This window comes from Cupriavidus sp. GW821-FHT02F09 (assembly GCF_059421605.1).
Map to the genome: position 1 here is coordinate 166,252 of NZ_JBWKVH010000005.1, position 18,240 is coordinate 184,491.

16 protein-coding genes are annotated in these 18,240 nt (G+C 66.6%); 8 read left to right on the forward strand and 8 right to left on the reverse strand.

All coding sequences use genetic code 11. The features are described 5' to 3' along the window. Positions 1-210: 210 nt before the first annotated feature. The 3 genes from AC07XB_RS08215 to AC07XB_RS08225 form a co-directional block, all read right to left on the reverse strand. Positions 211-972: a slipin family protein gene (locus tag AC07XB_RS08215; RefSeq protein WP_492376622.1), complete on the reverse strand. Its 762-nt coding sequence runs from the start codon at positions 970-972 to the stop codon at positions 211-213. 2 nt (positions 973-974) lie between these two features. Continuing rightward, positions 975-2,420: an NfeD family protein gene (locus AC07XB_RS08220; RefSeq protein WP_492376621.1), complete on the reverse strand. Its 1,446-nt coding sequence runs from the start codon at positions 2,418-2,420 to the stop codon at positions 975-977. A gap of 94 nt (positions 2,421-2,514) precedes the next feature. Beyond that, positions 2,515-3,393, reverse strand: coding sequence for a LysR family transcriptional regulator (locus tag AC07XB_RS08225; RefSeq protein WP_492376620.1), 879 nt, complete (start codon positions 3,391-3,393; stop codon positions 2,515-2,517). A 122-nt stretch (positions 3,394-3,515) separates the two neighbouring features. Between AC07XB_RS08225 and AC07XB_RS08230 the strand changes: the two genes are divergently transcribed. From AC07XB_RS08230 to AC07XB_RS08255, 6 genes are all read left to right on the forward strand, one after another. Further along, the gene (locus AC07XB_RS08230) at positions 3,516-4,727 is read left to right on the forward strand and encodes a YbfB/YjiJ family MFS transporter (protein WP_492814309.1); all 1,212 of its coding nucleotides are present in this window, start codon (positions 3,516-3,518) and stop codon (positions 4,725-4,727) included. Between the two features lie 131 nt (positions 4,728-4,858). Further along, positions 4,859-5,632: a class II aldolase/adducin family protein gene (locus AC07XB_RS08235; RefSeq protein ID WP_492827682.1), complete on the forward strand. Its 774-nt coding sequence runs from the start codon at positions 4,859-4,861 to the stop codon at positions 5,630-5,632. Between the two features lie 96 nt (positions 5,633-5,728). After that, entirely contained in the window at positions 5,729-5,917 is a 189-nt protein-coding gene (locus AC07XB_RS08240) for a 4-oxalocrotonate tautomerase (protein ID WP_043348354.1), read from the forward strand. A gap of 110 nt (positions 5,918-6,027) precedes the next feature. Further along, on the forward strand, positions 6,028-7,059 hold the full coding sequence (locus tag AC07XB_RS08245) for a threonine aldolase family protein (protein WP_492376618.1): 1,032 nt from the start codon (positions 6,028-6,030) through the stop codon (positions 7,057-7,059). Positions 7,060-7,114: 55 nt separating this feature from the next. Continuing rightward, positions 7,115-7,702 carry an NUDIX hydrolase gene (locus AC07XB_RS08250; RefSeq protein WP_043348348.1) on the forward strand — a complete coding sequence of 196 codons (588 nt, stop codon included), beginning with the start codon at positions 7,115-7,117 and terminating at the stop codon, positions 7,700-7,702. Positions 7,703-7,812: 110 nt separating this feature from the next. Continuing rightward, on the forward strand, positions 7,813-8,040 hold the full coding sequence (locus tag AC07XB_RS08255) for a sulfurtransferase TusA family protein (RefSeq protein WP_043348346.1): 228 nt from the start codon (positions 7,813-7,815) through the stop codon (positions 8,038-8,040). An 89-nt stretch (positions 8,041-8,129) separates the two neighbouring features. On the opposite strand, the gene galU is transcribed toward AC07XB_RS08255, so the two are convergent. Together galU and AC07XB_RS08265 are read right to left on the reverse strand one after the other, a co-directional pair. After that, on the reverse strand, positions 8,130-9,008 hold the full coding sequence (gene galU, locus AC07XB_RS08260; RefSeq protein ID WP_459371554.1) for a UTP--glucose-1-phosphate uridylyltransferase GalU: 879 nt from the start codon (positions 9,006-9,008) through the stop codon (positions 8,130-8,132). 52 nt (positions 9,009-9,060) lie between these two features. Next, a complete protein-coding gene (locus tag AC07XB_RS08265; protein WP_492814305.1) occupies positions 9,061-11,928 on the reverse strand; it encodes a valine--tRNA ligase in 2,868 nt (955 codons plus the stop codon). A 322-nt stretch (positions 11,929-12,250) separates the two neighbouring features. Here AC07XB_RS08265 and AC07XB_RS08270 point away from each other — a divergent pair, with 322 nt between their 5' ends. Further along, the gene (locus tag AC07XB_RS08270; protein WP_492373991.1) at positions 12,251-14,617 is read left to right on the forward strand and encodes a UvrD-helicase domain-containing protein; all 2,367 of its coding nucleotides are present in this window, start codon (positions 12,251-12,253) and stop codon (positions 14,615-14,617) included. A gap of 33 nt (positions 14,618-14,650) precedes the next feature. Here AC07XB_RS08270 and AC07XB_RS08275 read toward each other — a convergent pair whose 3' ends face one another. Together AC07XB_RS08275 and AC07XB_RS08280 are read right to left on the reverse strand one after the other, a co-directional pair. Further along, a complete protein-coding gene (locus AC07XB_RS08275; RefSeq protein ID WP_492373992.1) occupies positions 14,651-15,628 on the reverse strand; it encodes a tripartite tricarboxylate transporter substrate binding protein in 978 nt (325 codons plus the stop codon). Positions 15,629-15,697: 69 nt separating this feature from the next. Beyond that, complete coding sequence (locus AC07XB_RS08280) at positions 15,698-16,465, reverse strand: GntR family transcriptional regulator (protein ID WP_492373993.1); 768 nt, start codon at positions 16,463-16,465, stop codon at positions 15,698-15,700. 127 nt (positions 16,466-16,592) lie between these two features. Here AC07XB_RS08280 and AC07XB_RS08285 point away from each other — a divergent pair, with 127 nt between their 5' ends. Beyond that, a complete protein-coding gene (locus tag AC07XB_RS08285; RefSeq protein ID WP_492827680.1) occupies positions 16,593-17,393 on the forward strand; it encodes an amidohydrolase family protein in 801 nt (266 codons plus the stop codon). A 45-nt stretch (positions 17,394-17,438) separates the two neighbouring features. Here the strand turns inward: AC07XB_RS08285 and AC07XB_RS08290 are convergent, their stop codons facing one another. After that, a complete protein-coding gene (locus AC07XB_RS08290) occupies positions 17,439-18,239 on the reverse strand; it encodes a BPSS1780 family membrane protein (RefSeq protein ID WP_006159000.1) in 801 nt (266 codons plus the stop codon). Position 18,240 lies beyond the last annotated feature (1 nt).

Below are 18,240 nucleotides of genomic sequence, written 5' to 3' on the forward strand. Positions count from 1 at the left end.
CTCTCCCTCTCCCCTCAGGGGGAGAGGGCCGGGGTGAGGGGTGGCTTAGCTAGGGGCCACTTGAAGCGAAGCCCATGGTTGTTTCCAGCATGACGGCGTGACGAGCACCCGCCCTCTCCCCCAGCCCCTCTCCCGCCCGCGGGAGAGGGGAGTGACCCCCTGCGCAGATCTACCTTTGTCAGCAGTCTGAGGCGCCCCAGGCGCCTTTTTTCACGTCGACTCGCGGCTCAGCTTTCCCACCAGCGTCAGGATGTCGATGGGCAACGGAAACACGATCGTCGAGCTCTTGTCGCCGGCAATCTGCGTCAGCGTCTGCAGATAACGCAGTTGCATCGCTTGCGGTTCCCTTGCCAGCATCTGCGCGGCTTCCAGCAGCTTCACCGAGGCCTGCAACTCGCCCTCGGCATGAATCACCTTGGCGCGCCGTTCGCGCTCGGCCTCGGCCTGGCGCGCGATGGCGCGGATCATGGTTTCGTTGAGGTCGACGTGCTTGATCTCCACGTTGGAGACCTTGATGCCCCAGCTATCGGTCTGGGCATCGAGCGCTTTCTGGATGTCGATGTTGAGCTGCTCGCGCTCGGCCAGCATCTCGTCGAGCTCATGCTTGCCCAGCACCGAGCGCAAGGTGGTCTGCGCCAGCTGGCTGGTGGCCTCGAGGAAGTTCGCCACCTGGATGATGGCGCGCTCCGGGTCGATCACGCGGAAATACACCACCGCATTCACCTTGACCGACACGTTGTCGCGCGAGATCACGTCTTGCGGCGGCACGTCCATCACCACCGTACGCAAGTCCACGCGCACCATCTGCTGCACCGCCGGGATCAGGATCACCAGCCCTGGGCCTTTCACCTTCCAGAAGCGCCCCAGCATGAACACCACGCCGCGTTCGTACTCGCGCAGCACGCGGATCGAGGAAACAATGAGCAAGGCAACGATGAAGACCAGACCGCCTGCGCTGAATCCAAATGCCATGATCATGCTCCTTGGGTGGATGGGGGAATCGGGCCGGATGTCGTTCCAGACGCGTGGAGGGAGCGCACTTCGAGCAGCAGCCCATTGCGCCCGATGACCAGCACCGGCTCGCCGCGCGCCAGCGGCCGCAGGCTATGTACCCGCCAGCGCTCGCCACGCACCTCGGCCCAGCCGTCTTCCTGGAGATCGTCCAGGATCACGCCGGGCGTGCCGATCATCGCGTCGCCGCCATTGATCGCGGGCATGCGCCGCGCGCGCCAGAGCAGCGTCCAGACGGCGAACAGGAACACCGCGCTGGCCAGTGCCAGGCTGCCGATCAGCCACAGCGGAATGCCGAAGCCGGGCACATTCGTATCGATCAGCATCACCGCCCCAAAGATAAAGGCGATGATGCCGCCCACGCCCAGCGCCCCAAAGGTGGGCAGGTATAGCTCCGCCACCATGCAGCCGATGCCCAGTGCGATCAGCCCCAGGCCCGCGTAGCTGACGGGCAGCATATGCAGCGCGAACAGCGCCAGCAGCAGGCAGATCGCGCCGCCAATGCCGGGTACCACCATGCCCGGCGTGGAGAACTCGAAGATCAGGCCGTAGATGCCGGCCATCATCAGGATCAGCGCCACGCTGGGATCGGTGATGACCTCCAGGAAGCTGTCGCGCCAGTCCGGCTCCAGCACCTGCACCGGCGCGTGCGCCGTGCGCAGCACGCGGTCCACGCCGGCGGCCTGGATGTGCTTGCCGTCCACGGCGCGCAGCAGTGCAGGCAGGTCGGGCGCGATCAGGTCCGCGACCTTCTGCGCGACCGCCTCGCTGGCCGACAGGCTGACCGCCTCGCGCACCGCGCGTTCGCCCCACTCGGCATTGCGCCCGCGCAATTGCGCCAGGCCGCGGATATAGGCCGAGGCGTCGTGCATCTGCTTGCGCTCCATGGTGTCCTGCGGCGGCGCGCCGGCAGGGGCGGAGGCTGGGGCCGCCTCTGGCTTCTGTGGCCCGCCGATGCCGATCTGCACCGGGCTGGCCGCGCCCAGGTTGGTGCCGGGCGCCATCGCGGCGATATGGCTGGCGTAGAGGATGTAGGTGCCGGCGCTGGCCGCGCGCGCGCCGCCCGGATAGACATAGCTCGCCACCGGTACCGGTGAGGCCAGGATGCCCTGGATGATCTCGCGCATCGACAGGTCCAGCCCGCCCGGGGTGTCCATTTCCAGCACGATCAGCTGCGCGCCGTCAGAGCGCGCGCGCGCCATGCCGCGCTCGATAAAGCTCGCGCTGGCCGGGCCGATCGCGCCTTTGAGCGGGATGACGAAAACGGGCGGGACAGCGCCGGTGGCCGCGGGCGCGCTCGCCTGCGCATTGGCCGGCGTGGCGGGGACCAGCGGCGTCGCCGCCAAGGCAACGAGGGCTAGCCAGAAGGCCGTTGCAAGCCATCGCAGGAGCATCGGGACATGCTTCATGGCAATGACGCCGGCACGTGGAGTGCAAACGCGGCGCCACTTCCAGTGTAGGCGACCGGGCACATCTTGCCCGGTGTGGCGGCAGCTGGCGGACTCAGGCGGCCGCGGCCAGTCCTGGCCGTGGGGCGCGGAATGTGTCGGCCAAGGCGCCCAGCGCGGTATTGGCCATGGCCGGATGCCAAGCCAGCAACGTGGTGACTTTGCCGGCCTGGCCGAGGTCGTGGAGGCTGATCTTGGGCAGGTCGCGGTACAGGCCAAGTACCGAGCGCGGCACAATCGCCACGCCAATGCCGGCTGCGGCACAAGCAATGATGGCGTGATACGAGCCCAGCTCCAGCACCCGGCGCGGCGGGCTGCCGCTGGCGCCGAACCAGGCTTCGAGCCGGCCGCGGTAATTGCAGCCGGACTCGAACGACAGCATGGTGCGGGTTTCCAGGTCTGCCGCGCTGTGTATGGGAGCATGGCGCTCGCGGGCGATCAGCACCAGCTCTTCCTCGAACGCCGGCAGCGACGCCAGCGCTGGATCGTCCAGCGGCTGGGCCACAAAGGCGCAGTCCACCTCGAAGCGCGCCAGCGCCTGCAAGGCCTGGCGCGTGGGGCAGGTCACCAGCTCAAGCTCCACGTCCGGCCACGCCTGGTGATAGGCGGCCAGCACGGCGGGCAGGCGGCTGGCCGCCGTGCTCTCCATCGAGGCGATGCGCAGGCGGCCTTGCGGCCTGGCCGGCAGCACGGCCTGGCGGGCTTCTTCGGCCAGGTCCAGCACGCGGCGGGCGTAGTCGAACAAAGTCTGTCCGGCCGGCGTCAGCACCATGCGCTTGCCGTCACGCAGGAATAGATCGACGCCGAGCGAGGCCTCCAGCTGGCGGATGCGGGTGGTGACGTTGGACTGCACGCGGTGCAGGCGGGTGGCGGCGCGGGTGATGCCGCCTTCCTCCACGACGCAGCGAAAGATTTCCAGGGAAGCCAGGTCCATTGCGATCCCCTTGCCGGGTGTGATGATGTAGTGATGACGAACAAACGATCATCTCTGAAAAAGATGATTGAGTTCTCAATTATTCATTTTTCGGTTCGTTGACCGGAGCGTAGCATGCGCCTATGAAATCCACATCCACACTGGCACCCCGCAACGCTGCCGCGCCGGCGCAGGCACAGCCTGGCGTCTGGGCCGTGGCCTTGGCGGGGCTGGTGGCGCTGGGCGTGGCGATGGGCGTTGGCCGCTTCGCCTTTACGCCGCTGCTGCCCATGATGCTGCACGACGGCAGCGTCACGCTGGGCGAGGGTGGCTGGCTGGCCACGCTGAACTACCTGGGCTACTTCGCCGGCGCCGCCGCTTGCCTGTTCATCCGGCCCGACCCGGCGCGCATGGTCCGGCTCGGCATGGTGGCCACCGTCGTGCTGACGCTTGGCATGGCCGCGCCCGGCGGCATGGCGGCCTGGGGCCTGTGGCGCGCTGCGGCCGGCGTGGCCAGCGCGATGGTCATGGTCTACGGCTCGGCCTGGTGCATGCACCGGCTGGCCGAACTGGGCCGGGCGTCGCTGGGTGGCGTGATCTTTTGCGGGCCGGGCATTGGCATCGTTATCACGGGCGTTTCCGTCTTTGCCATGGTGAGCGCCGGCTGGCGGGCCAGTTGGGGCTGGCTGGCCTTCGGCGTGCTGGCGGTGCTGCTGGTCAGCGCGGTCTGGCAAGTCTTCACGCCCGCGCCGCGCACCGCGCACGCAGCCGGCCCGGCCGCGTCGGCGCAAGCGGCGCCCCGGCTGGGCCGCGAGACCTGGCTGCTGACCTTTGCCTACGGCCTGGCGGGCTTCGGCTACATCATCACGGCCACGTTCCTGCCGGTGATCGCGCGCCAGGCCATGCCGGGCTCGCTGTGGGCAGACCTGTTCTGGCCCATCTTCGGCGTGGGGGTGACCATTGGCGCCTTCGTGGCCTCGCGCGTCAGCACGGAGCGCGACAATCGCCGGCTGCTGGCCTTTACCTATGTGATGCAGGCGATCGGCGTGGCCATCGCGGTGGTCTGGCCAACGGTGGCTGGTTTCGCGCTCAGCAGCATGCTGGCCGGGTTGCCGTTCAATGCGCTGGTGTCGTTCGCCATGCGCGAGGCGCGCCGGTTGTGGGGCGCACAGGCGCAGCGCCTGATGGGCCTGATGACCGCCAGCTACGGCCTTGGCCAGATCGTCGGGCCGCCGCTGGCCACGGCGCTGGTGGCACGCACCGGCGGCTTCGCCGCCTCGCTTGGTTGCGCAGTGGCGGCCCTGTTGCTGGGTGGCGCGATCTTCGCCTGGATGAGCCGGCAACAACGCAGATAATCCGGCCCTGCCAAGGTGCCGGGGCACGTCCTGACGCAGCGCCTGCCTTGCGCTACAGTATCGCCTTTGCCGCCCCCGGCGCCGGTTGGCTGAACCGGCGCGCGGCACCCGCGCGGCGCAGGAGCCGAACCATGTCCTTTGCCTTGCAGCCCGCCCGTGCCGCGGGCGCCACTCAACCCGTCACGCAAGCCGAGTCGCGCATGCGCGTCGACCTGGCGGCGGCTTACCGCTTGTGCGCCCGGCAGGGTTGGGACGACCTCATCTACACCCATATCTCTGCAGCTGTGCCGGATGAGCCCGATCACTTCCTGATCAATCCGTTCGGCTTTGCCTTTGACGAAATCCGCGCCAGCGACCTGGTCAAGATCAACGGCCGCGGCGAGGTGGTGGGCGACAGCACCCATGCGGTCAACGTCACCGGCTTCGCGCTGCATGGCGCGGTGCATGCAGCACGCCCCGATGCGGTGTGCGTGATGCACCTGCACAACAGCGCTGGCGTGTCGGTATCGGCCCAGGCCTGCGGCCTGCTGGCCCTTTCGCAGCACGCCTTGCGCTTCTATGGCCGGCTGGCCTATCACGACTACGAAGGCCTGGCGTTCACGCCCGCCGAGAGCGCGCGGCTGACCGCGTCGCTCGGCCGGCATCCCGCCATGCTGCTGCGCAACCATGGCACGCTGACGGTTGGCCGGACCGTGGCCGAGGCGTACGTGCTGATGGCGACGCTCATCAAGGCCTGCGAGATCCAGCTTGGCGCGCAGGCTGGCGGACAGGTCGTGCAGCCGTCGCATGCGCTGGCACAACGGGCGTCCGAGCAGCTTGACGACGGCGGCGCCGTCGAGGGCGAACTGGAATGGCCGTCGCTGTTGCGCAAACTCGATAGAATCGATGCTTCGTACCGCGACTGACTTTGACGGGTGCTGGCAGATCCCTCCGCGCATCGCCAGGGCAATCCGCAACGGACAGCGAAAAACAAAACGACAACAGGAAACAGGAAACAAGCCATGCCGACTTACCACGTAGAACTCTTCGAAGGCCGCACCATCGAGCAAAAGCGCAAGCTGGTCGAGGAAGTCACCCGCGTCACCTGCGAAACCCTCGGCTGCTCGGCCTCGGCCGTGGATATCATCATCACCGACATCAAGCGCGAGAACTGGTCCACCGGCGGCCAGCTGTGGGCTGACAAGAAGTAAGCCACGCGCAGCTACGCCGCAGACCGCCCCAGACAAAAACCGCTCCGGGCCAAAGGCCACAAGCCCCGACGCCCATGGCACGCGCCACGCCACCCGCCACGGATCTCCCCATGCAGCATTTCGCCTCCGACAACTACGCCGGCTTCTGTCCGGAGTCGCTCAAGTATTTCCTCGAAGCCAACGGCAGCGGCCACGAGCAGGCCTATGGCGACGATTCGTGGACGCAAAAAGTCTGTGACCGGATCCGCGAGCTGTTCCAGACCGATTGCGAGGTGTTTTTCGTCTTCAACGGTACCGCGGCGAACTCGCTGGCGCTGTCCGCGCTGTGCCAGTCCTACCACTCGGTGATCTGCCATGAGCTGGCACATATCGAGACCGATGAGTGCGGCGGCCCGGAGTTCTTCTCCAACGGCTCCAAGCTGCTGACCGCGCCTGGCGCCAACGGCAAGCTCACGCCCGAAGCGGTGGAAGCGCTGGTGACGCGCCGCTCCGATATCCACTATCCCAAGCCCAAGGTGGTGTCGCTGACGCAGTCGACCGAGGTCGGCACGGTGTACACGGTGGAGGAAGTGCGAGCCATTGCCGCCATCGCCAAGCGCCGCCAGTTGCGCGTGCACATGGACGGCGCGCGTTTCGCCAATGCCGTGGCATCGCTGGGCGTGCATCCGTCGGAGATCACCTGGCGCGCAGGCGTGGACGTGCTGTGCTTCGGCGGCACCAAGAACGGCCTGCCGGTGGGCGAGGCGGTGGTGTTCTTCGACCGCAAGCTGGCCGAGGACTTTGCTTACCGCGTCAAGCAGGCCGGGCAACTGGCTTCCAAGATGCGTTTTATCTCGGCCCCATGGCTGGGCTTGCTCGAGAACGATGTGTGGCTCGGCAACGCCCGCCATGCCAATGCCATGGCGCAGTTGCTGCATGAGCGCATCGCCACCATCCCCGGCGTGCGCATCATGTTCCCGACCGAGTCCAATGCTGTCTTTGCCGAGCTGCCGCTCGCGGCCATCGAGGCGCTGCGTGCCAAGGGCTGGCGCTTCTATACGTTTATCGGCGCCGGCGGCTGCCGCTTCATGTGCTCGTGGGATCTGCAGCCGGAAACCGTCGAGGCGCTGGCCGCGGATATGCGCGCGGCCTGCGGCGCGTGAATGCCGCCGCCCTTATAAAATGGCAACATAACAATACAAAATCAGGAGCTCCCGCATGGCCGTTTACCGATACTGTCCGCAATGTGGATCGCCGCTGGAATTGCTGCCGCATTCCGGGCGCGAACGTGATGCCTGCATCCAGCCAGAGTGCGGCTTTGTCCACTGGAACAACCCGCTGCCCGTGCTGGCCGCGGTGGTGGAATATGAAGGCAAGCTACTGCTGGCGCGCAATGCCGCGTGGCCTGAAAAAATGTTCGCGCTGGTGACCGGCTTCATGGAGCGCGACGAGACGCCGGAGCAGGGCGTGGCGCGGGAGCTCAAGGAAGAAACCAACCTGGACGCGCACTCGGTATCGCTGATCGGCGTGTACGAGTTCATGCGCAAGAACGAGCTGATCATCGCCTACCATGTGCAGGCGAGCGGCACCATCGCGTTGTCCGAGGAATTGGCCGACTACAAGCTGGTGGCGCCCGAGGACATGCGGATCTGGTCGGCGGGCACGGGCTTCGCGGTGGCCGACTGGCTGGCCTCGCGTGGCCATCCGGTGCGGTTCTTCGATCGCCAGACTGGCGAGGACATTCCCGACCCGCGCCGGCGCGAAGGCCTGGGACAGCCGGGCATTTCGCTACAATACCGGCCATAATCATCAGTCATCGATGCGACACGGCAGGCACGGTCCCATGGCCTAATGGCGACTAGCGGCCACAACGGGCCATGCCGGACCCTGAGCGCACAGAACCAAGGAAGAGAGGAATGGAGTTCCAGAAAGAAGTAGATGCGCGCGGCCTGAACTGCCCGCTGCCGATCCTGCGCACCAAGAAGGCGCTGGCCGACATGCCCAGCGGCGACGTTCTCAAGATTCTCGCCACCGATCCCGGCGCCACGCGGGATTTCCAGGCGTTTGCCAAGCAGACCGGCAACGAACTGCTGTCGCACCAGGAAGTGGACAAGGTGTTCGTGTTCTACATGCGCCGGCGTTAAATCAACGACAGCTTGACGCGGGCGCGCCCCGCGCCAAATGAAAAAAGCCGCATTTGCGGCTTTTTTCATGGCTCCAGATCTTCTGGCACTCAGATACTATTGGCGCGCGCGCGCAGGTAGGTGCTGAATTCGTCCATCACCTCCGGGTGCTTGAGCGCAAATTCCACGGTGGCCTTCAGGTAGCCCAGCTTGCTGCCGCAGTCGTAGCGCACGCCCTTGTAGCGGTAGGCCAGCACCTGTTCCTGGCTGAGCAGGGACTGGATGGCATCGGTGAGCTGGAACTCGCCGCCCGCGCCCGGCTTGAGGTTGCGGATATGGTCGAAGATGCGCGGGGTCAGGATGTAGCGGCCAACCACGCCCAGGTTGGACGGCGCATTCTCGGGCGCCGGTTTCTCGACAATGTCCGACACCTTGATCACGCCTTCGTCCCATTCGCGGCCATCCACCACGCCGTAGGAGCGGCTCTGCTCCGGCGCGATCTCTTCCACGCCCAGCACCGAGCAGTTGTAGTGGCCGTACATGTCCACCATCTGCTTCATGACTGGCGGATCGCCATCCAGCAGGTCATCGGCCAGCATCACGGCGAACGGTGCGTCGCCCACCAGCTTTTCCGCGCAGAGCACGGCATGACCAAGGCCGAGCGCCTCGGGCTGGCGCACATAGAAGCATTCCACGTGCGACGGCTTGATCGAGCGCACCAGGCTGAGCAGGGCCTGCTTGTTCTTTGCCTCGAGCTCCGCTTCGAGCTCATAGGCCTTGTCGAAGTGATCTTCGATGGCGCGCTTGGAGCGGCCGGTGACGAAGATCATCTCGGTGATGCCCGCAGCCATGGCTTCTTCCACGGCGTACTGGATCAGGGGTTTGTCGACCACCGGCAGCATTTCCTTCGGGCTTGCCTTGGTAGCCGGCAAAAAACGAGTGCCGAGACCGGCTACCGGGAAGACAGCCTTGGTGACGCGGGTTTCCATATCGGTTTTCCTTATCAATTCGGTGTAGACAACCCTGCTGGTGATGCAAAGCTCATGCCGGCAAACGCTGTAGTTGATCCTGCAGCTTGACCAGCGTCTGTTCGAAATCCGACAAACGCTGGGTTTCTTGCGCGACGACGGCGGGCGGTGCCTTGGCGACGAAGCTCTCGTTGGACAGCTTGCCACGGCACTTGCCGAGTTCGGCGCTGATGCGCTCTATTTCCTTGGACAGGCGCACGCGTTCCGCGGCCACGTCGATTTCGATTTTCAGCAGCAGGTGGTTGCCGCCGACGATGGCCACCGGCGCGCCGGCACCTTCCGCCATCAGGGCATTCTGATCTTCGAATACCTTGACCTCCGAAAGTTTCGCCAGCGCCTGCACATAAGCCTGGGCCGACGTCAGGAACGCGCTGTCGCCCTCAGCGTACAGCGGAATGCGCTGGGCCGGCGAGATGTTCATTTCGCCGCGCAGGTTGCGGCAGGCGTCGACCACGGCCTTGAGCTGCGCGGTCCATTGCTCGGCGGCCTCGTCGATCTTTGCCATGGCGGGCAGGGGATAGGCCTGCAGCGCCAGCGTCTCGCTGCCGTCGCCCTTGGCGCGGCCGGCCAGCGGCGCTACCTTCTGCCACAGCTCTTCGGTGATGAAGGGGATGATCGGGTGGGCCAGGCGCAGCACGGTTTCCAGCACGCGCAGCAGCGTGCGGCGGGTGGCGCGCTGCTGCGCGGGCGTGCCGTTCTGGATCTGGACCTTGGCCAGCTCCAGGTACCAGTCGCAGTACTCGTCCCAGACGAACTTGTAGATGGCGCTGGCGATGTTGTCGAAGCGATACTCGGCAAAGCCCTTTTCCACTTCGGCTTCCACGCGCTGCAGCAGCGACACGATCCAGCGGTCCGGCTGCGAGAAATGCAGGTAGCCGTCGGGGCCGCAGTCGTTGCTGCACGGGCCCATGCCGCAGTCGTGCCCTTCGGTGTTCATCAGCACGAAGCGCGTGGCGTTCCACAGCTTGTTGCAGAAGTTGCGATAGCCTTCGCAACGGCCGGTGTCGAAGTTGATGTTACGGCCCAGCGTGGCCAGCGAGGCGAAGGTGAAACGCAGGGCATCGGCACCGAACGCCGGAATGCCCTCGGGGAATTCCTTCTTGGTCTTTTTCTCGATCTTGGGCGCGTCCTTGGGACGGCGCAGGCCGGTGGTGCGCTTCTTGAGCAGCGGCTCGAGCTCGATGCCATCGATCAGGTCGACCGGGTCCAGGGTGTTGCCCTCGGACTTGCTCATCTTCTTGCCTTCCGAATCCCGCACCAGACCGTGCACATAGACGGTATGGAACGGCACCTTGCCGGTGAAGTGCTTGGTCATCATGACCATGCGCGCCACCCAGAAGAAGATGATGTCGTAACCGGTAACAAGTGCCGACGACGGTAGAAAATGTTGCAACTCCGGCGTCTCGGCGGGCCAGCCCAGCGACGAGAAGGGCACCAGGGCCGAGGAGAACCAGGTGTCGAGCACATCGTCCTCGCGGCGCAGCGGACCGGTGCTGCCGGCTGCGCGCGCCTGGGCCTGCGCCTCTTCCTCGGTACGGGCGACAAAGCACTTGCCGGCCTCGTCGTACCAGGCCGGGATCTGGTGGCCCCACCACAGCTGGCGCGAGATGCACCAGTCCTGGATGTTCTCCAGCCACTGGTTGTAGGTGCTGTTCCAGTTATCGGGGATCAGCTTGATCTCGCCGCTCTGCACGGCGTCCAGCGCCACTTCGGCAATCGAGCGGCCCGGGTGGAAGGTGCCTTCCGGCGCCGGCTTGCTCATGGCCACGAACCACTGGTCGGTCAGCATCGGCTCGATGGCACTGCCAGTGCGCTCGCTGCGCGGCGTCATCAGCTTGTGCTTCTTGACCTCGGCCAGCAGGCCCTGGGCATCCAGGTCCGCCACGATGCGCTTGCGCGCCTCGAAGCGGTCCAGGCCGGCATAGGCGGCGGGCGCGTCGGCGACGATCTTGGCGTCGAGCGTCAGGATGGACAGCTGCGGCAGCTTGTGGCGCTGGCCAACCGCATAGTCGTTGAAATCATGGGCAGGCGTCACCTTGACCACGCCGGTGCCGAACTCGCGGTCGACGTAGTCGTCGGCGATCACCGGGATATCGCGGCCGGTGAGCGGCAGGCGCACGAACTTGCCGATCAGGTGCGCATAACGCTCGTCCTCCGGGTGCACCATCACGGCCACGTCGCCCAGCATGGTCTCGGGGCGGGTGGTGGCCACCGTCAGGTGGGTCAGGCCGTGCACGGTATCGGCTTCGGCCAGCGGATAGCGGATGTGCCACATCGAGCCATCTTCCTCGACGTTGTCCACTTCCAGGTCGGACACCGCGGTGCCCAGCACCGGGTCCCAGTTGACCAGGCGCTTGCCGCGGTAGATCAGGCCTTGCTCGAACAGGCGCACGAAGACTTCGGTGACCGCCTTGGACATCTCCGGCGACATCGTGAAGTACTCATGGCTCCAGTCGATCGAGGCGCCCATGCGGCGGATCTGGCGCGTAATCGTCGAGCCGGACTCTTCCTTCCACTCCCACACCTTCTCGACGAACTTTTCGCGGCCTAGCTCATGGCGCGATACGCCTTGCGCTTCCAGCTGGCGCTCCACCACGATCTGGGTGGCGATGCCGGCGTGGTCGGTGCCCGGCACCCACAGGGTGTTTGCGCCGCTCATGCGGGCATGGCGGGCCAGGCCGTCCATGATGGTCTGGTTGAAGGCATGGCCCATGTGCAGCGTGCCGGTCACATTGGGCGGCGGCAGCTGGATGCAGAAGTCCGGACGGTCCGGGTCGAGGGTCGGCTTCGCGATGCCGCGCTTCTCCCACTCTGGGCCCCACTTGGCCTCAATGGCGGCGGGTTCGAAGCTCTTGGCAAGGGACTGGTCTTGGGCGGTCATGCTCGGATGTCGATGATTACGTCGGATTCTGCGGGCCAGGCGGGCAGGGGCAACGCGCCGGGAAAACATCAAATTATAGGGGAGGCGGGTGGGGGGCGCGCGATTTCGGCCCGGGATCGGCCGCGCGGCGTCATTTTGCCGGTGCATTGCCCTGCCTGAAAGTGCTCTGCTTACCTCTCGCGAGGGGATCGGCCGCGCTTTTTTGCGCCATTTTGCGTGGTTCCCGGCCCGCCGCCGGACGATCCCCCTGTCCGGCGGCCGGGGCCGCGCGGGCACGGGGGGCACCCCGGTATAATTCGGGGCACTCCACAAGGCCTTCCCGATGTCCGACCTGCTTGCCAATCTCAATGCTGAACAACTAGCCGCCGTCACTTTGCCCGACGAGCCGGCGCTGATCCTGGCTGGCGCGGGCAGCGGCAAGACGCGTGTGCTGACCACCCGGATCGCATGGCTGATCCAGAACGGCCGGGTGTCGCCCGCCGGCCTGCTGGCGGTGACCTTTACCAACAAGGCCGCCAAGGAAATGATGACGCGGCTGACGTCGATGCTGCCGATCAACACGCGCGGCATGTGGATCGGCACCTTCCACGGGCTGTGCAACCGCATGTTGCGCGCGCATTACCGCGATGCCGGCCTGCCGCAGACCTTTGCCATCCTCGACAGCCAGGACCAGCTCTCCGCCCTCAAGCGCCTGCTCAAGTCGCTGAACGTGGATGACGAGAAGTACCCGGCCAAGAACCTGCAGTACTTCATCAACAACGCCAAGGAGCAAGGCCTGCGCCCGGCCGACGTGGAGGCCAACGACGACTTCAACCGCCGCTTCGTCGATCTCTACGCCGCCTACGATGTGCAGTGCCAGCGCGAAGGCGTGGTCGACTTCGCCGAGCTGCTGCTGCGCTGCTACGAGCTGCTGCGCTACAACGACGCGATCCGCCAGCACTACCAGCACCGCTTCCGCCATGTGCTGGTGGACGAGTTCCAGGACACCAACGTGCTGCAGTACCAGTGGCTCAAGATGCTGGCCGGCTTCGGCACGCAGAACCCGGCCGCGGTGTTCGCGGTCGGCGACGACGACCAGAGCATCTACGCGTTCCGTGGCGCCAATGTCGGCAACATGCGCGACTTCGAGCACGAGTTCCGCGTGCGCCACATGATCAAGCTGGAGCAGAACTACCGCTCCCATGGCCACATCCTGGATTCGGCCAACCACCTGATTGCCCACAATTCGCGCCGCCTGGGCAAGAACCTGCGCACCGATGCGGGCCACGGCGAACCGGTGCGGGTGTACCAGGCCGGCACCGACGGCCAGGAAGCCGGCTGGATCGTGGAGGAAATCCGTGACCTGATCGCGCAGGGCATGAGCCGCTCGGAAATCGCCATCCTCTACCGCAGCAATGCGCAGTCGCGGGTGATCGAGCACGCGCTGTTCTCGGCCAGCATTTCCTATCGCGTGTACGGCGGCTTGCGCTTCTTCGAACGTGCCGAAGTCAAGCACGCGCTGGCTTACCTGCAGTTGCTGGAAAACCCGCGCAACGACGCTGCCTTTGGCCGCGTGGTGAATTTCCCCACGCGCGGCATCGGCGCGCGCTCGCTCGAAGCCCTGCAGGATGCGGCGCGCCAGTACAACTGCTCGCTGGCCGAAGCCGTGGCCTTCGTGCCCGGCAAGGCCGGCAGCACGCTGGGCGCCTTTGTGCGGCTGATCGAGCAGATGCGCGCCGAGACACGCCGCATGACGCTGCCGGAAACAGTCGAGTACGTCACCAATACCAGCGGCCTGATCACGCACTACCGCGCTGAAAAAGAAGGCCAGGACCGCATCGAGAACTTGCAGGAACTGGTGACGGCGGCGCAGGCGTTCGTGACGGAGGAAGGCTTTGGGCTGGATGCGCTGGCCAGCGCGATTCCGGTCGGGCGCGATGGCGCGCAGCCGCTGCCCGCGCTGGCCGAGGGCGACCAGGCCCAGCAGGTGCTGGACCCCGAGGCGCTGCCGGCGGTGATGACCCCGCTGGTTGCCTTCCTCACCCATGCCTCGCTGGAAGCCGGCGACAACCAGGCGCAGGCGGGCCAGGACGCCGTGCAGATGATGACGGTGCACGCCGCCAAGGGGCTGGAGTTCAACGCGGTCTTCATCACCGGGCTGGAAGAGGGGTTGTTCCCGCACGAGAACAGCGCCACGGAGGCCGACGGGCTGGAGGAAGAGCGTCGCCTGATGTACGTGGCCATCACGCGTGCGCGCGAGCGGCTCTATCTCTCGTTCGCGCAAAGCCGCGTGCTGCATGGGCAGATGCGCTATCACGTGCGCTCGCGCTTCTTCGAGGAGCTGCCCGAGGAATCGCTCAAGTGGCTGATGCCGCCTGCGCAGGCCTATGGCGGCGGCGGTGGTTCGCAGCGCCGCCAGCAGAACGAGGGCGGCTGGGGCCGCGACTGGTTCAAGAAGGCGGAGGACGTTCCCTATTCGGGCACCCAGCCTACCGGCGGCATGGACACCGGCAACGGCTACGCCGACGCCAAGCGCCAGGCCGGCTCCGGCTTGCGTATCGGCCAGAGCGTGTTCCACAACAAGTTTGGCGAAGGCGTGATCGCCGGGCTCGAAGGCGAGGGCGAAGCCGCCCGTGCAAATATCAAGTTCAAGCGCCACGGGGCCAAATGGCTGGTGCTGTCGGTCGCCAAGCTGGACCCGATCGACTGAGCGGACGGGCGCCCAGTCGACCAGGCAGAGGAATCAGTCCAGCTGGATGTTGCCCTCCTTGATCACCTTGGCCCATTCGGTGGTCTGGGCCTGGATGAACTTCGCCGCCTCGCCCGGCGTGCCGGCCACGATCTCCCCGCCCAGGCTGGTTACGCGCTCGCGATTCTCCGGCAGGTTGATGACCTTGCGGATCGCATCCGACAGGCGCTTGACGATTTCCGGCGGCGTGCCCGCCGGCAAGAACACGCCATTCCACTCGTAGACCTCGTAGTGCGGCACGCCTGCCTCGGCCAGCGTTGGCGTGTCCGGCAGGATGGCCGTGCGCTTGGCGCCGGTCACGCCCAGCACGCGCAGCTTGCCCGCGCGCACATGCTGCAGGCCCGACGCCGTGTTGGCGAAGAACACCGGCACCTGCCCGGCAATCACATCGGCCATGGCCGGGCCGCCGCCCTTGTACGGCACGTGCAGCAGGTCCAGCTTCATGCGCTGCGCGAACAGCGCGCCCGCCAGGTGCTGGGCCGAACCGTTGCCCGAGGACGCATAGGCAATGCTGCCCGGCTTGGCGCGTGCCATCGCGATCAACTCCTGCGTGGTCTTGGCCGGGAACTGCGGGTTCACGACCAGCATGTTGGGATACAGCGCCAGCACCGAGACCGGGATGAAGGACTTGACCGGGTCGTAGGGCAGCCGCTTGTAGAGCGAGGGGTTGGCGGCAAACGAGGCGGCGTCGAGCAGCACCGTATAGCCGTCCGGGGCGGACTTGGCGACCAGGTCCGTGCCGATCTGGCCGCCCGCGCCGGGCCGGTTGTCCACCACGATGGTCTGGCCCAGCTCCTGGCCCAGGCGCGGCGAGATCAAGCGGGCCATGGTGTCGGCACCGCCGCCGGGCGCATAGGTGACTACCAGCCGGATGGGCTTGGCCGCGGGCCAGGCCTGTGCGTGCGCAAGGCTGCTGGTGCCGGCAGCGAGCCAGAACAGGGCGGTGGCGCAAAGTCGGATCGGGAATCGCATGGGTCTCCTCGGAATGTGTAGGTCTGGGTGCTTGCGCCGGCCCGCGCTTGCGGTGGCGTCGCGCGGGGCTCAGCGAACCTCGGCGCGGTAGTGGAAATCGTCGGCATTGCCCAGCGTCTGGCGGAACTCCACGCGCCGGCCCGCCAGGTCAAACGCCACGCGGCTGACCGCCAGCGCGGGATGGCCTTCTGGCAAGCTCAGCTGGGCGGCCTCGCGTGCGCCAAGCCGGGTGAAGCGCAGGTCGTCGACGGCGCGGCCGACCGTGACGCCGCAACGCTCGGCATACATCGGGTAGAGCAGGGGCGCGAACTCGGCCGGCTTGAGCGTGGCCAACGTGCCGAACAGCAGCGCCGGCAGCCAGATGGTCTCGAGCAGGCGGACCTGGCCTTCCCAGCCGCGCTGGCGCAATACGCGCAACACCGGCGTTCCCGCAGCCAGGCCAAGCTGCACGGCGACATCCGCCGGCGCCGCCAGCGTGCGCAGCGACACGATGCGCGACTCGGGAATCTCCGAGCCGGCATCGCCAAAGCGGAAGAACCGCGCCATGGTGGCGCCGGTCAGCGCGCCGCGCACAAAGGTGCCGCGGCCATGCACGCGTTCCAGCAAGCCTTCGTCCACCAGTGCCTGGATGGCGGCGCGCATGGTGCCCAGCGCCACGCCGTAGTGCTCCGCCAGTGCGCTCTCGGCCGCAATGGCGGTACCGGAAGCCCATTCGCCGGCCAGGATGCGGCCCTTGAGCGCGGTCGCGATGCGGGCCCAGCGCGGCGCCGCCAGGCTGGCTGGCGTGGCGTCGAGGCCGGCTCCCGTCGGGTCGGGCAGGGCGGAACGGTCTGGCATTCGTGTCTCCATGCGTGCCCCGGCAGCGGTGCCTGTTCGGGGAGAGAGGTGGGCTCTAGTCATCTATAGGACTAGAGCATAGAATGGAGGGGCGCGGGTGTCAACCGGCGCTACCATTCATGGCGGCATGCGCCGTTCCTTGGGCCTGAACATGTTCCAGATCGATTCCCATTTCCACGTGTTTTCCGCCGAGGCTCCCGCCGTGGGCGGGGCGCGCTACCGGCCCGCCTACGGCGCCAGCCTGGCGCAGTGGCAAGCCATCTCCGGGGCCCATGGCGTGCGCGCGGGCGTGGTAGTGCAGCCAAGTTTTTTCGGCTGCGACAATAGCGAGCTGGAAGCAGCGCTGGCGGCTTCGCCCGCGCTGCGCGGTGTTTGCGTGGTGGGCCCGGAGGCATCCGCCGGCGAGTTGGCGCGGCTGCATGGCCTGGGCGTGCGCGGCCTGCGCTGGAATATGGTGGGGCGGCACGACGACGCATCATGGCGGGATGCGCGCTGGCCCGCGCTGCTGGAGGCGGCCCACGCGCTGGGCTGGCACCTGGAGTTGCACACCGATCCGGGCCGGCTCAACGAGCTGCGGGCCTGGCTGCCGGCGGTGCCGATCGCGCTGGTGCTGGATCATTTCGGCAAGCCCGCGCCGGGCGCGCAGGCCGACGCGCCGATGCTGGCTTGCGCCGCGCACTGGCGTGGGCAGAGGGAGGTCTACGTCAAGCTGAGCGCGCCGTATCGCGTGGCGGCGGACCTGGCAGGCGTGGTGGCTGGCTGGCACCACTGCCTGGGCGAGCAAGGCTTGCTATGGGGATCGGACTGGCCTTGGACCAATCACGAGGCCGAGGCCGGCTATGCCGGCCTGCAGTGCAAGGTGTGGGAGTGGCTGGGCCCGCTGTGCGAGGCGCCGGACCGAAACGCGGCCCGGCTGTTCGGCCTGTGAGCCGGGTGACCCGGGTGACCCGGGTGACCGCGGCGTGACCTGCCTTCAGGCGGCCAGGTCCGGCCTGCCGGCGGCTTCTTCCGGCACGACATTGAAGCAGCCGCGGTAAGTGGCGTAGAACGAGCAATACATGATCGCCAGCATCAGCAGCGAGTACGGCGTGACCAGGAAGGACAGCACCGCCTCAGCCCCCAATGCGCCGAACAACGCCTCCAGGAAGAACGGCACCGCCACCAGCAAGACCGCGAACACCACGCCATAGGCCAGGAACGCGCCACGGTTGCGCCAGCACGCGGTCCAGCTGAAGAACAGTGCTTTGACCGGCGGCACGTTGTGCCACGCGGTGAGCAGCGGCGCAAACCAGAACAGCATGGCAATCGGCGTGTACAACGCGGCCCCGATCATCAGCGCGAAGTAAAGCTGCCGCACGGATTCCGCCGACGGCGCTTCTTCCTTGAGCAGGATCGGCACCAGCGTGCTGATGTCCACCAGGCTGCCCGCGATGAGGCTCAGCACGAAGACCAGGCCTGCGTAGATGCCACCCAGCACCAGCAGGTTGCGGCTTGCCTGCTTGCCGTTGCCGCGAAATCCCGCCAGTAATACGGTCGGCAGCACGCGCTTGTTCAGGATCACCTCGCGGCAGGCGGTCATGATGCCGACCGACAGGCCCGGGGTGACCACCAGCAGCGCGATGATGCCGATCAGCGGCACGAACACGGCCAGTTGCGCGGCGATCAGGTAGACAAACAACAGCATCAGGAAGGCGAGCGGATTCTTGCGGAACAGCCAGACACCCTGGCGGAACCAGACATAACCTTCCTTGGCGGAGACTTCCAGTAATTGCATG

Bases quoted from the DNA above. Each gene is read 5' to 3' on its own strand.
- galU (WP_459371554.1), bottom strand. From the start codon at position 9,008: ATGGAAACCCGCGTCACCAAGGCTGTCTTCCCGGTAGCCGGTCTCGGC.
- AC07XB_RS08250 (WP_043348348.1), top strand. From the start codon at position 7,115: ATGGCCGTTTACCGATACTGTCCGCAATGTGGATCGCCGCTGGAATTG.
- AC07XB_RS08245 (WP_492376618.1), top strand. From the start codon at position 6,028: ATGCAGCATTTCGCCTCCGACAACTACGCCGGCTTCTGTCCGGAGTCG.
- AC07XB_RS08235 (WP_492827682.1), top strand. From the start codon at position 4,859: ATGTCCTTTGCCTTGCAGCCCGCCCGTGCCGCGGGCGCCACTCAACCC.
- AC07XB_RS08240 (WP_043348354.1), top strand. From the start codon at position 5,729: ATGCCGACTTACCACGTAGAACTCTTCGAAGGCCGCACCATCGAGCAA.
- AC07XB_RS08265 (WP_492814305.1), bottom strand. From the start codon at position 11,928: ATGACCGCCCAAGACCAGTCCCTTGCCAAGAGCTTCGAACCCGCCGCC.
- AC07XB_RS08230 (WP_492814309.1), top strand. From the start codon at position 3,516: ATGAAATCCACATCCACACTGGCACCCCGCAACGCTGCCGCGCCGGCG.
- AC07XB_RS08255 (WP_043348346.1), top strand. From the start codon at position 7,813: ATGGAGTTCCAGAAAGAAGTAGATGCGCGCGGCCTGAACTGCCCGCTG.
- AC07XB_RS08290 (WP_006159000.1), bottom strand. From the start codon at position 18,239: ATGCAATTACTGGAAGTCTCCGCCAAGGAAGGTTATGTCTGGTTCCGC.
- AC07XB_RS08285 (WP_492827680.1), top strand. From the start codon at position 16,593: ATGCGCCGTTCCTTGGGCCTGAACATGTTCCAGATCGATTCCCATTTC.
- AC07XB_RS08215 (WP_492376622.1), bottom strand. From the start codon at position 972: ATGGCATTTGGATTCAGCGCAGGCGGTCTGGTCTTCATCGTTGCCTTG.
- AC07XB_RS08270 (WP_492373991.1), top strand. From the start codon at position 12,251: ATGTCCGACCTGCTTGCCAATCTCAATGCTGAACAACTAGCCGCCGTC.
- AC07XB_RS08225 (WP_492376620.1), bottom strand. From the start codon at position 3,393: ATGGACCTGGCTTCCCTGGAAATCTTTCGCTGCGTCGTGGAGGAAGGC.
- AC07XB_RS08280 (WP_492373993.1), bottom strand. From the start codon at position 16,465: ATGCCAGACCGTTCCGCCCTGCCCGACCCGACGGGAGCCGGCCTCGAC.
- AC07XB_RS08220 (WP_492376621.1), bottom strand. From the start codon at position 2,420: ATGAAGCATGTCCCGATGCTCCTGCGATGGCTTGCAACGGCCTTCTGG.
- AC07XB_RS08275 (WP_492373992.1), bottom strand. From the start codon at position 15,628: ATGCGATTCCCGATCCGACTTTGCGCCACCGCCCTGTTCTGGCTCGCT.